Origin of the sequence: Pantoea sp. YU22 (assembly GCF_003970755.1) — a bacterium.
GTDB classification, from domain to species: Bacteria; Pseudomonadota; Gammaproteobacteria; order Enterobacterales; family Enterobacteriaceae; genus Pantoea; species Pantoea piersonii.
Genome location: NZ_RYDU01000001.1, coordinates 256,109 through 268,232, shown reverse-complemented (window position 1 = coordinate 268,232; position 12,124 = coordinate 256,109). Strand labels below are relative to the sequence as shown.

Here is a 12,124-nt window from a genome sequence, read left to right as displayed (position 1 = left end):
CCTATCATGCGCGGTAAAGTATCTGGTGAAAAGCGCGGCTGTTACTTTATGTCGCTTAACTCTTCTGGCGCTGCACATTTTATTTATAAAAGTAAAAAAGGTCACAAAGCGTTTCATTATGAATATTTTATTACCATTAAATGAAAATTACTCATCATAACCAGCGTGCGCAGACATAGCTATATTCCGATAAATGACCCACCTGAGCCAGGCAGAATGCGGCTTTTACGAAACTGAACTGCGCTCAAGCGAAATGCAGCGTTCCGGCAAAGGTCATTTTTCTATTACTCAGCAGGATGTGTGTAATTAAACCGTCCACGACAAGCAAAATAGAGATACTTTTACTGCTATTTGTTTAGTCGCTATAAACTATCCATCTGGATCTGTTGCAGCCTTTTAGGACTATTCGTAACTCTCCTGCCCGCCCCTGCCGCAGCTTTTATGAGCAAAGCGACCCGTTTTGCATATTTCGCCTTTAGATTGCCGGATAAATCATTTAAGCCCTCCTCCCTGCTCTGTCAGGATGTGACCATCAGTTCTCAACAATAGCTAATCAATAACTTTCAGTTATAAGGAGTAACGATGCGAGTTATTACGCTAGCTGGCAGCCCGCGTTTCCCGTCACGTTCGACTTCGCTGCTTACCCTGTGCCAGCGCGCGCTGGAAGCGCGTGGCGTTGAGGTGATCCCCTGGAATATTCAGAACTTTGAGCCAGACGATCTGATCAACGCGCGCTTTGATGCCCCAGCGCTGCTGGCGTTACGTGAAGATTTGCTCGCCGCTGATGGCGTGATAGTCGCCACGCCGGTTTATAAAGCTTCTTTCTCTGGCGCGCTGAAAACGTTGCTCGATCTCCTGCCAGAACGCGCACTGGAACACAAAGTGGTGCTGCCGCTCGCCAGCGGCGGCAGCGTAGCCCATATGCTCGCGGTCGATTATGCCCTGAAGCCGGTGCTGAATGCTCTGAAGGCGCAGGAGATCCTGCACGGCGTCTTTGCCGAAGACCATCAGATCACCCATTACGACCGTCAGCCGGAGCTGCAGACGGCGCTGGCGCATCGGCTGGACGAGGCGGTCGAGGCGTTCTGGCTGGCGTTAAGTCGCCATCATAATCCTCTGGCTCAGGCTGTTTAAGAAAAGGAACCGGGATGAAAAGGATAACCGGCTGGCTACTTGCCGCCCTCGCTGTGCTGAGCCTGCAGACGCAGGCGGCGGACGCCCCCGCGCAGATCCGCATCGGCTACCAGAAAGGCTCCGTCAGCATGGTGCTGGCAAAATCGCACCGGCTGCTGGAGCAGCGGTTTCTTCACACCAGGATTCAGTGGATCGAATTCCCTGCCGGTCCGCAGATGCTGGAAGCGTTGAACGTCGACAGTATTGATTTGGGCAGTACCGGCGATATTCCGCCGCTGTTTGCCCAGGCGGCAGGCGCCGATCTGCTCTATGTCGGATCGGAGCCGCCTAAACCCCAGGCTGAAGTGATTCTGGTGGCGAAAAACAGCCCGCTGAAAAGCGTCGCCGATCTTAAAGGGAAAAAAGTCGCCTTTCAGAAGGGGTCCAGCTCGCACAACCTGCTGCTGCGCGCCCTGCAGCGTGAAGGGCTGAGCTTTAGCGATATCCAGCCGGTTTATCTGACGCCCGCCGATGCGCGCGCCGCCTTTCAGCAGGGCGATGTAGATGCCTGGGCTATCTGGGACCCCTACTACTCCGCCGCGCTGCAGCAGGGCCACGTGCGCGTGCTGGCCGACGGCAGCGGACTTAATCTGACCGGCTCTTTCTATCTGGCGACGCGTAAGTTCACCGAACAGAACGGTGCGTTCATTCAGCAGGTGCTGGATACCTTTAGCCAGGCCGATGCGCTGACGCTCAGTCAGCGCCAGCAGAGCATCGATCTACTGGCGGCTGCCATGGGCCTGCCGAAACCGGTTATCGCCAGCTATCTCGATCATCGTCCGCCGACCCGCATTTCGCCGGTCAGCGAGCAAACCGCAGCGGCGCAGCAGCATACCGCCGATCTCTTTTATAGCCGCCATCTGATGCCGGTAAAACTGACGATTGCCGATCGCATCTGGCATCCCGGCGCCCCATAAGTAAGGAGTGAATAATGAGTTTATCCGTATTCTGGTTTCTCCCGACGCACGGCGACGGACACTATCTTGGCACCTCTGAAGGGGCGCGTCCGGTCGACTATGGCTATTTGCAGCAGATTGCGCAGGCCGCCGATCGCCTGGGCTTCGGCGGCGTACTCATCCCGACCGGCCGTTCCTGCGAGGACGCCTGGCTGGTGGCCGCCTCGCTGATCCCGGTCACGCAGCGCCTGCGCTTTCTGGTGGCGCTGCGTCCCGGCGTGATTTCACCTACGCAGGCGGCGCGCCAGGCTGCGACGCTGGATCGCCTCTCCAATGGCCGTGCGCTGTTCAATCTGGTTACCGGCGGCGATCCGGAAGAGCTGGCAGGTGACGGTCTGTTTCTGGATCACCATGAGCGCTATGTAGAGTCGGCGGAATTTACCCGCGTCTGGCGTCGCGTACTGCAAGGCGAAACGGTCGATTACGCCGGAAAGTATGTCAACGTGCGCGGCGCGCGTCTGCTGTTCGACCCGGTACAGCAGCCGCGGCCACCGCTCTGGTTCGGCGGATCGTCCGAACCGGCGCAGGATCTGGCCGCCGAGCAGGTCGATGTCTATCTGACCTGGGGCGAACCACCTGCACTGGTTAAAGAGAAAATCGACCAGGTACGCGCCAAAGCGGAAGCACAGGGCCGCAAGGTACGCTTCGGCATTCGTCTGCATGTGATTGTCCGCGAGAGCAATGAAGAGGCCTGGCGCGCCGCCGACCGTCTGATCGCCCATCTGGACGACGCCACCATCGCGAAAGCGCAGGCCGCGTTCGCCCGTACCGATTCGGTCGGCCAGCAGCGCATGGCGGCGCTGCACGGCGGACGTCGCGATCGGCTGGAGATTAGTCCGAACCTGTGGGCGGGCGTGGGTCTGGTGCGCGGCGGCGCAGGTACGGCATTAGTTGGCGACGGCCCAACCGTTGCCGCGCGCATGCAGGAGTATGCCGATCTCGGCATTGAGACCTTTATCCTGTCAGGCTATCCGCATCTGGAAGAGGCGTATCGCGTCGGCGAGCTGCTCTTCCCGCATCTGGATCTGAACGTGCCGTCGATCCCGCAACCGCGCGACGTTCAGGCGTTTGGCGAAACCGTCGCCAACGATTTCCGCCCGCAGAAAGTATCGCAGAGCTGAGGAAGAGATGATGGCGAAAACCACCAAACGCATTACCAATCAGCTGGTGCCCTGGATTTTCCCTGCGCTGCTGGTGGTGATCTGGCAAATTGCCTCCCAGACCGGGCTGCTTTCGACGCGTATTCTGCCATCGCCGGAAAATATCGTTATCACGTTCTGGAATCTGGCCGCCAGCGGCGAGCTGTGGCAGCACCTTGCCATTAGCGGCTGGCGCGCGCTGATCGGCTTCAGCATCGGCGGCTCTATCGGGCTGATTCTGGGATTGATCACCGGCACCTCACGTCTTGGCGAACGGCTGCTGGATACCTCGGTGCAGATGCTGCGCAACGTGCCGCATCTGGCGCTGATCCCGCTGGTGATCCTCTGGTTCGGCATTGACGAAGCGGCGAAGATCTTCCTGGTGGCGCTTGGCACGCTGTTCCCGATCTACCTGAATACCTACCACGGCATCCGCAATATCGATCGCGGCCTGGTGGAGATGGCGCGCAGCTATGGCCTGTCGGGCTGGAGCCTGTTTATTCAGGTGATCCTGCCTGGCGCCCTGCCCTCAATTATGGTCGGCGTGCGTTTCGCGCTCGGCCTGATGTGGCTGACGCTGATCGTCGCCGAGACCATCTCCGCCAACTCGGGCATCGGTTATCTGGCGATGAACGCCCGTGAATTCCTGCAAACCGACGTGGTGGTTGTCGCCATTATTCTTTACGCACTGCTCGGCAAACTGGCGGATGTCGCCGCCCTGCTGCTGGAGCGCGTCTGGCTGCGCTGGCATCCAGCCTGGCAACTGAAGGAGGAGAACGCATGAGCAATACACTCTCTCCGGCGCGGCTCAATGCCGGCACGCCGGTCGGCGTCAACGGCGTCAGCAAGCAGTACGGCAACCGCACCATCCTGAACAATATCGATCTGCATATTCCTTCCGGCCAGTTTGTCGCGGTGGTCGGCCGCAGCGGCTGCGGCAAGAGTACGCTGCTGCGCCTGCTGGCGGGGCTGGAGCAAACCACCCGGGGCGAGCTGCTGGCGGGCAACGCGCCGCTGCAGACGGCGCGCGAAGATACCCGCCTGATGTTTCAGGATGCGCGTCTGCTGCCCTGGAAGCGCGTGATTGATAATGTCGGCCTCGGGCTGAAAGGACGCGGATGGCGCGGCGCGGCGCTTGAAGCGCTGGAGGCAGTCGGGCTGGCGGAGCGTGCGAATGAATGGCCCGCCGCGCTTTCCGGCGGACAGAAGCAGCGCGTGGCGCTGGCGCGCGCGTTGATTCACCGTCCAGGTCTGCTGCTGCTCGACGAGCCGCTCGGCGCGCTGGATGCGCTGACGCGTATCGAAATGCAGGGGCTAATCGAATCGTTATGGCAACAGCACCACTTTACCGTGCTGCTGGTGACGCATGACGTCAGCGAAGCCGTGGCGATGGCGGATCGCGTGCTGCTGATCGAAGAGGGGCAGATAGGGCTCGATTTACTGGTCGATTTGCCGCGTCCGCGTCGCCGCGGATCGGTCAGGCTGGCGGAGCTGGAGGCGGAAGTGCTGGATCGCGTGATGCGCCGCAGCGAAGGCGATCAGCCGGTGCGCTACGCCCACCAGCGTTAAGGTAAGTACGGCTGGCTAACAAAAAGGCGGGATTTACCCGCCTTTGCTGTTTACGCGTTCAGCGCCCGGGTGATCTTCTCATAGAGATCGCCTGAGAGCTTATCCAGTCCTTTCAGCGTTTCCAGCGCCTGACGCATCAGCGCCTGGCGATCGGCGTCGTAACGCTTCAGACGGATCAGCGGCTCAATCATGCGCGCCGCCACCTGCGGGTTGCGGGTATTGAGATCGGTCAGCATCTCAACCAGGAACTGATAGCCGCTGCCATCTTTGGCGTGGAACGCCGACGGATTGCCGGAGGCGAACGCGCCGATCAGCGCACGGATGCGGTTAGGGTTGCTCATGGTGAACGAACGGTGATGCAGCAGCTCGCGCACTTTTGACAGCGCATCCAGCGACGGGCTGGTAGCCTGCAACATAAACCACTTGTCCATCACCAGACCATCCCGATGCCAGCGCTCGTCATAGTGCGCCAGCAGCGCGTCGCGGCACGGCAGCTGAGCCGCGACCGAAGCCGCCAGCGCCGCCAGCGCGTCCGTCATATTATTCGCCTGATGGTACTGCGTCTGTACCAGTTTATCCGCCAGCTCAACGTCGCCGAACGCCAGATAGCTCAGACAGATATTCTTCAGGGCGCGCTGTCCCATCGCGTCGTGCTCAATGCGGTATTCGCTTTGCTGATTGGCGTTGTAGACGGCGAAGAATTCGTCCGCCAGTTCGGTAGCCAGCGTGCGCAGCAGCGCTTCGCACACCGTGGCGATCGCCTGCGGATCGATTACCTCAAACAGCTCGGCGATCTCATTCTCGCTCGGCAGCGTCAGGATCAGCGCAGTCAGCGCCGGATCGCGGCCTTCGTCCAGCAGCACCGCACGGAAGGCGTCGGCGACGTGCAGCGGCAGCGACAGCGGCTGACCCTGCTGATGGCGCGCCACGTTAAGGCGAATATAGGTTGCCAGCAGGCTCTGCGCCGCATCCCAGCGCGCGAAGTCGTTGCGCGCATGGCGCATCAGGAAGGTCAGCTGGGCGTCGCTCCACTTATAGTCCAGCTTCACCGGCGCAGAGAATTCACGCAGCAGCGACGGCACCGGCTGGAAGTAGACGTTATCGAAGATAAAGGTCTGGAACTCTTCGGTCACGTTGAGAACGTGGTGCACCGGATGGCCGTTATGCTGCAGCGGGATCACCTTGCCTTCGTTGTCGTAGAGTTCGATATCAAGCGGAATATGCAGCGGCAGCTTCTCTTTCTGATCGGCGGTCGGCGGCGTGTGCTGCGTGACATGCAGCGTGTACTGCTCCAGCTCTGGGTTGTAGTCGTCGCGTACCGTCAGCACCGGGGTGCCGCTCTGGCTGTACCAGCGGCGGAACTGCGACAGATCGACGTTGGAAGCATCCTCCATCGCCTGCACAAAGTCGTCACAGGTCGCCGCGCTGCCGTCGTGGCGCTCAAAATAGAGCTGCATCCCTTTCTGGAAATTCTCCTCGCCGAGCAGCGTATGCATCATGCGGATCACTTCCGATCCCTTTTCGTACACGGTCAGGGTATAGAAGTTATTCATCTCCATGACCTGATCCGGGCGGATCGGGTGCGCCATCGGGCTGGCATCTTCAGCGAACTGTGCGCCGCGCATCACGCGTACGTTATCGATGCGGTTGACCGCGCGCGAGCCGAGATCGGAGCTGAACTCCTGATCGCGGAACACGGTCAGGCCCTCTTTCAGGCTGAGCTGGAACCAGTCGCGGCAGGTGACGCGGTTGCCGGTCCAGTTATGGAAATATTCGTGGCCAATGACCGCTTCAATGCCGAGGTAGTCTTTGTCGGTCGCGGTTTCCGCCTTCGCCAGCACATATTTGGAGTTAAAGACGTTCAGGCCTTTGTTCTCCATCGCGCCCATATTGAAGAAATCGACGGCGACGATCATAAAGATGTCGAGGTCATACTCCAGGCCGAAACGCTCCTCGTCCCACTTCATGCTGTTCTTCAGCGAGGTCATTGCCCAGTCGGCGCGATCCAGATTGCCGCGGTCGACAAAGATCTCCAGCGCGACATCGCGGCCGGAACGGGTTTTAAAGCTGTCGCGCAGCACGTCGAAATCACCCGCCACCAGCGCAAAGAGATAACAGGGTTTCGGGAAGGGATCCTGCCATTTTACCCAGTGCTTGCCCTGCTCTGTTTTGCCGCCGTCGATGCGGTTGCCGTTAGAGAGCAGGTAAGGATAGCGCGCCTCGTCGGCGATAATGGTCGTGGTGAAGCGCGCCAGTACGTCAGGGCGATCCAGATACCAGGTAATATGACGGAAGCCTTCGGCTTCGCACTGGGTGCAGAGCGCTTCGCCAGACTGGTAAAGCCCTTCCAGCGCGGTGTTTTTATCGGGATGAATATCGTTGACGATCTTAAGCTGGAACTGGGCCGGCAGCTGACTCAGCACCAGCGCCCCCTCTTCCTGGCGCCAGGCGCTCCAGGGCGAGCCGTCCACTTCAATGGAAATCAGGGTCAACGCTTCGCCATCAAGACGCAGCTCAGCCTGCGCATCGCCGAGCCGTTTAACCTGGCTGATTGCGGTGACGCGCGTCGTGGCGGCGTCGAGCGCAAAGGTCAGATCGATATCGGTGATGGTGTAATCCGGCGCACGATAGTCGTGGCGATATTTAATTTGGGGCTGTTGCGTCATATTCCGTCTCGCATTGTTATAGGTTTACCGCCAAAGTCTAAGCGCGTTGCCTTTAGCTTGCCATGTACAATGCATGTCTCGCCATAAATAGCTACAATTCATTAACAACGGCACGTTTTACCCTCGACCTGCGGGCTTGAAATATGCTGTGATCAGCCGCAGTTACTGATTTATACTCCTGCGTCTTTATGACTTTTACACACCGGGCTCTGCGCCGCCGAACAGGATGCTGAAACGCACCATGACAGGACATGCTTCCCCGATACTGACTTCACTGCTGGATACTGACGCTTACAAGCTTCATATGCAGCAAGCCGTCTTTCACCGTTACCACGATGTCACGGTGGCGGCTGAGTTTCGTTGCCGCGGCGACGATCTGCTCGGTCTCTATGCGAATGAGATTCGCGAGGCCGTTAACGCCATGCAGACGCTTGCGCTGACCGATGACGAATATACGTATCTGTCCAGCCTGCCCTTCTTCCAGTCTGACTATCTTAACTGGCTGCGCGATTTTCGTTACAACCCCGAACAGGTGCAGGTACGTAACCGCGACGGCCATCTTGATATCCGTATCACCGGCCCCTGGCGCGAAGTCATCTTATGGGAGGTGCCGCTACTGGCGCTGATCAGCGAGGTGGTGCACCGCCACCGTTCGCCGCATACCGGCGCGCAACAGGCGGTCGATCATCTGCAGCAGAAGCTGAGCGCTTTTCGCCGCGAGGTTGCCGATATCGATATGTCGCGCTTTCGCCTGATGGATTTCGGCACGCGTCGCCGTTTTTCTGGCGATGTGCAGCACGCCATCGTCGCCACGCTGAAGCAGGATTTTCCCTGGCTTATCGGCACCAGCAATTATGATCTGGCGCGCCGCCTGGAGCTGACGCCGGTCGGCACCCAGGCGCACGAGTGGTTTCAGGCCTTTCAGCAGATCAGCCCGGTGCTGGCCAACAGCCAGCGCGCGGCGCTGCAGGCGTGGCTCGACGAATATGACGGCCAGCTTGGCATCGCGCTTACCGACTGTATCGCCATGGACGCTTTCCTGCGCGACTTCGGCGTTAATTTCGCCAGCCGCTATCAGGGGCTGCGCCACGATTCGGGCGATCCCGTCGAGTGGGGTGAAAAAGCGCTGGCCCATTATGAAAAGCTGGGCATCGATCCGCACAGCAAAACGCTGGTTTTCTCCGACAACCTTACTCTGGATAAGGCACTGGCGCTCTATCGCCACTTTGGCCAGCGCGCCGGCGTGGTGTTTGGCATCGGCACACGACTGACCTGCGATATTCCCGGCGTCACGCCGCTTAATATCGTTATCAAACTGATGGAATGTAACGGCAAGCCGGTGGCGAAACTCTCCGACAGTCCAGGCAAAACGATTTGTCAGGATCAAGCCTTCGTCAGAGCCCTGCGCAAAGCCTTCGATCTGCCGCTGGTGAAAAAAGCCAGCTAATCCCCGCTTTATCGGGGCGTTGACGCGCCCCGCTTCTGCTGTAATAAATCTGCCGTCCCGCCGGATTTTGCTTGTTTCCTTGCGACTCGCAAGTAACATAGCAAAACCCCGGTCTGGGGAACTGTTTAAACTCACTTCTTCTATATAGAGAGATATTTATGAGCGTAGTGCCTGTAGCGGACGTACTGCACGGTCGCGTCGCGGTTGACAGTGAAGTCACCGTACGTGGTTGGGTGCGTACCCGAAGAGATTCAAAAGCCGGTCTTTCCTTCGTCGCCGTTTATGACGGTTCCTGCTTTAATCCCGTTCAGGCCGTTGTGAATAATTCTCTGAATAATTATCAGGATGACGTTCTGCGCCTTACCACCGGCTGTTCCGTGATTATTACTGGCACGGTGGTGGCCTCGCCGGGTCAGGGTCAGGCGTTTGAGATCCAGGCGACCCGCGTGGAAGTCACCGGCTGGGTGGACGATCCCGATACCTATCCGATGGCGGCGAAACGTCACAGCATTGAGTACCTGCGCGAAGTGGCGCATCTTCGTCCGCGCACCAATCTGATCGGTGCCGTCGCGCGCGTGCGTCATACCCTGGCGCAGGCGCTGCATCGCTTCTTTCATGAAAACGGCTATTTCTGGGTCTCTACCCCGCTGATCACCGCCTCGGATACCGAAGGCGCCGGCGAGATGTTCCGCGTTTCGACGCTGGATCTGGAAAACCTGCCGCGCACGCCGCAGGGCACCGTTGACTTCAACGAAGATTTCTTCGGCAAAGAGGCTTTCCTGACCGTTTCCGGCCAGCTGAACGGCGAAACCTACGCCTGCGCGCTGTCGAAGATCTATACCTTCGGCCCAACCTTCCGCGCCGAAAACTCTAACACCAGCCGTCACCTGGCGGAGTTCTGGATGCTGGAGCCGGAGATCGCCTTCGCCACGCTGGATGACGCCGCCGCGCTCGCAGAAGCGATGCTGAAATATGTGTTTAAAGCGGTGCTGGACGAACGCGCCGACGATATGGCGTTCTTTGCCGAACGCGTGGACAAAGAGGCGGTCGATCGCCTTGAGCGCTTTATTTCTACTGACTTCGCGCAGGTCGACTATACCGACGCCATTACTATTCTGGAAAACTGCGGTCAGACCTTTGAAAACCCGGTTTCCTGGGGCATCGATCTCTCTTCCGAACACGAGCGCTATCTGGCCGAGCAGCACTTTAAAGCGCCGGTGGTGGTGAAAAACTACCCGAAAGACATTAAGGCGTTCTATATGCGCCTTAACGACGATAATAAAACCGTGGCGGCGATGGATGTGCTGGCGCCAGGCATCGGCGAAATTATCGGCGGCTCTCAGCGTGAAGAGCGTCTCGACGTGCTCGACGCGCGCCTGGAAGAGATGGGCCTGAATAAAGAAGATTACTGGTGGTATCGCGATCTGCGTCGTTACGGTACGGTGCCACATTCTGGCTTCGGCTTAGGCTTTGAACGTTTAATCGCCTATGTCACCGGCGTACAAAATGTAAGGGACGTTATCCCTTTCCCACGCACGCCGCGTAATGCAAATTTCTAAAATTAACGATTAATTATAAGAAATTCATATATATAAAGAGGCCGACACTGTCGGCCTTTTTTTATTTTTGTAAATTTTGAGTTGTCTCACAAAGTTCCCGAAAATTTACATCTTGCAATACAAATTTGCTTTTAGAAACCAGATTACGAGTTTAGTAGCATTTTCAGAGTGGCATATCCCGCTACAGGATGGAAAGATGCGTGCAGACACAGGAAGACACCAAACTTCTCTCAGGGTTCCGTAACGGTTTCTTGACGGCAGTGGCAGGTGTCCGAATAAACTCCAATGAGGGTAATAAATAATGATGAAGCGCAACATTCTTGCAGTGGTTATCCCTGCTCTGTTAGCTGCCGGCGCAGCAAACGCAGCAGAAGTTTACAACAAAGACGGCAATAAACTGGACCTGTACGGTAAAGTTGATGGTCTGCACTATTTCTCTGATAACGACAGCAACGATGGCGACCAGACCTATGTTCGCTTCGGTTTCAAGGGTGAAACTCAGATTAACGACCAGCTGACCGGTTACGGCCAGTGGGAATACAACATTCAGGCAAACAACTCAGAAGGCTCTTCTGACGCGCAGAACGGCAACAAAACCCGTCTGGGCTTTGCCGGTCTGAAATTCGGCAGCGCTGGCTCAATCGACTACGGTCGTAACTACGGCGTTGTGTACGACGCTATCGGCTGGACCGATATGCTGCCAGAATTCGGCGGCGACTCTGGTTACTCAGACAACTTCATGAACGGTCGTAGCACCGGCCTGCTGACCTACCGCAACAAAAACTTCTTCGGCCTGGTTGATGGCTGGGACTTCGCGGTTCAGTATCAGGGCAAAAACGAGCGTAGCGACATTCGTCGCGCGAACGGTGACGGCTGGGGCCTGTCAACCTCTTACACCTCACCAATCGGTGTTGGTATCGTTGGCGCATACAGCAGCAGCGATCGTACTGACTCGCAGGCTGCCGGCGTTGTGGCTCCAGACGGCTCTATCGTTGGTCAGGGCAAACGCGCTGAAAACTGGGCAACCGCTCTGAAATATGACGCTAACAATATTTACCTGGCAGCGATGTATGGTGAGACCCGCAACTCTACACCTTTCGCACTTGCGACTACCGCTACCACTTCTACTACCGCTTTTGCCAACAAAGCACAGAATTTCGAGCTGGTTGCACAGTATCAGTTCGACTTCGGTCTGCGTCCTTCTATCGGCTACGTACAGTCTAAAGGCAAAGACATCGAAGGCGTGGGCGATGCTGACCTGATCAAATACATCGACGTGGGCGCAACCTACTACTTCAACAAAAACATGTCGACCTACGTTGACTATCAGATCAACCAGCTGGATGACAACAACCGCCTGGGTCTGAACACCGACGACACCGTAGCTGTAGGCCTGGTTTACCAGTTCTAAGTTACCTGTCGCAAAAAACGGAGCCTCGGCTCCGTTTTTTTTATGCCTGAAATTCCCCGTCCTGAAATCCCCCGTAAAACAGCGTTTTCCCCTTGTCAGCCATAAGCATCCCGAATGACCACCGCTGAGTGACGATTTTTTGCGTAAACGGTTGGCAATGCACAGCGCTGACGTTAACCTGAAGGCTCATTTCGTTAAAGTTCA

10 protein-coding genes are annotated in these 12,124 nt (G+C 57.4%); 9 read left to right on the top strand and 1 reads right to left on the bottom strand.

Annotated elements, in window-relative coordinates; genetic code table 11:
* Window positions 1-6 precede the first annotated feature (6 nt).
* The 6 genes from EKL29_RS23060 (at window position 7) to ssuB (ending at window position 4,837) form a co-directional block, all read left to right on the top strand.
* Window positions 7-144: a hypothetical protein gene (locus tag EKL29_RS23060; RefSeq protein WP_158618915.1), complete on the top strand. Its 138-nt coding sequence runs from the start codon at window positions 7-9 to the stop codon at window positions 142-144.
* A gap of 438 nt (window positions 145-582) precedes the next feature.
* The gene (gene ssuE / locus EKL29_RS01240; RefSeq protein ID WP_126688648.1) at window positions 583-1,134 is read left to right on the top strand and encodes an NADPH-dependent FMN reductase; all 552 of its coding nucleotides are present in this window, start codon (window positions 583-585) and stop codon (window positions 1,132-1,134) included.
* 14 nt (window positions 1,135-1,148) lie between these two features.
* A complete protein-coding gene (locus tag EKL29_RS01235) occupies window positions 1,149-2,090 on the top strand; it encodes a sulfonate ABC transporter substrate-binding protein (protein WP_126688647.1) in 942 nt (313 codons plus the stop codon).
* A gap of 14 nt (window positions 2,091-2,104) precedes the next feature.
* Window positions 2,105-3,250, top strand: coding sequence for an FMNH2-dependent alkanesulfonate monooxygenase (ssuD, locus tag EKL29_RS01230; protein WP_120451843.1), 1,146 nt, complete (start codon window positions 2,105-2,107; stop codon window positions 3,248-3,250).
* 10 nt (window positions 3,251-3,260) lie between these two features.
* Window positions 3,261-4,052 (top strand): aliphatic sulfonate ABC transporter permease SsuC, encoded by a 792-nt coding sequence (gene ssuC, locus EKL29_RS01225; protein ID WP_120451841.1) that lies wholly within the window; start codon window positions 3,261-3,263, stop codon window positions 4,050-4,052.
* Window positions 4,049-4,837, top strand: a complete 789-nt coding sequence (gene ssuB / locus EKL29_RS01220; protein WP_120451839.1) for an aliphatic sulfonates ABC transporter ATP-binding protein — start codon at window positions 4,049-4,051, stop codon at window positions 4,835-4,837. Before ssuC ends, ssuB begins: the two co-directional genes overlap by 4 nt.
* Window positions 4,838-4,887: 50 nt before the next feature.
* On the opposite strand, the gene pepN is transcribed toward ssuB, so the two are convergent.
* On the bottom strand, window positions 4,888-7,503 hold the full coding sequence (gene pepN, locus EKL29_RS01215; protein WP_126688646.1) for an aminopeptidase N: 2,616 nt from the start codon (window positions 7,501-7,503) through the stop codon (window positions 4,888-4,890).
* Between the two features lie 241 nt (window positions 7,504-7,744).
* On the opposite strand from pepN, the gene pncB reads away from it, so the two are divergent.
* The 3 genes from pncB to ompF all read left to right on the top strand — a co-directional run bounded on the left by pncB (window position 7,745) and on the right by ompF (window position 11,920).
* Complete coding sequence (gene pncB, locus EKL29_RS01210) at window positions 7,745-8,950, top strand: nicotinate phosphoribosyltransferase (protein WP_126688645.1); 1,206 nt, start codon at window positions 7,745-7,747, stop codon at window positions 8,948-8,950.
* A 158-nt stretch (window positions 8,951-9,108) separates the two neighbouring features.
* Window positions 9,109-10,509 (top strand): asparagine--tRNA ligase, encoded by a 1,401-nt coding sequence (asnS, locus tag EKL29_RS01205; RefSeq protein WP_126688644.1) that lies wholly within the window; start codon window positions 9,109-9,111, stop codon window positions 10,507-10,509.
* A gap of 301 nt (window positions 10,510-10,810) precedes the next feature.
* On the top strand, window positions 10,811-11,920 hold the full coding sequence (gene ompF, locus EKL29_RS01195) for a porin OmpF (RefSeq protein WP_271152133.1): 1,110 nt from the start codon (window positions 10,811-10,813) through the stop codon (window positions 11,918-11,920).
* Window positions 11,921-12,124 lie beyond the last annotated feature (204 nt).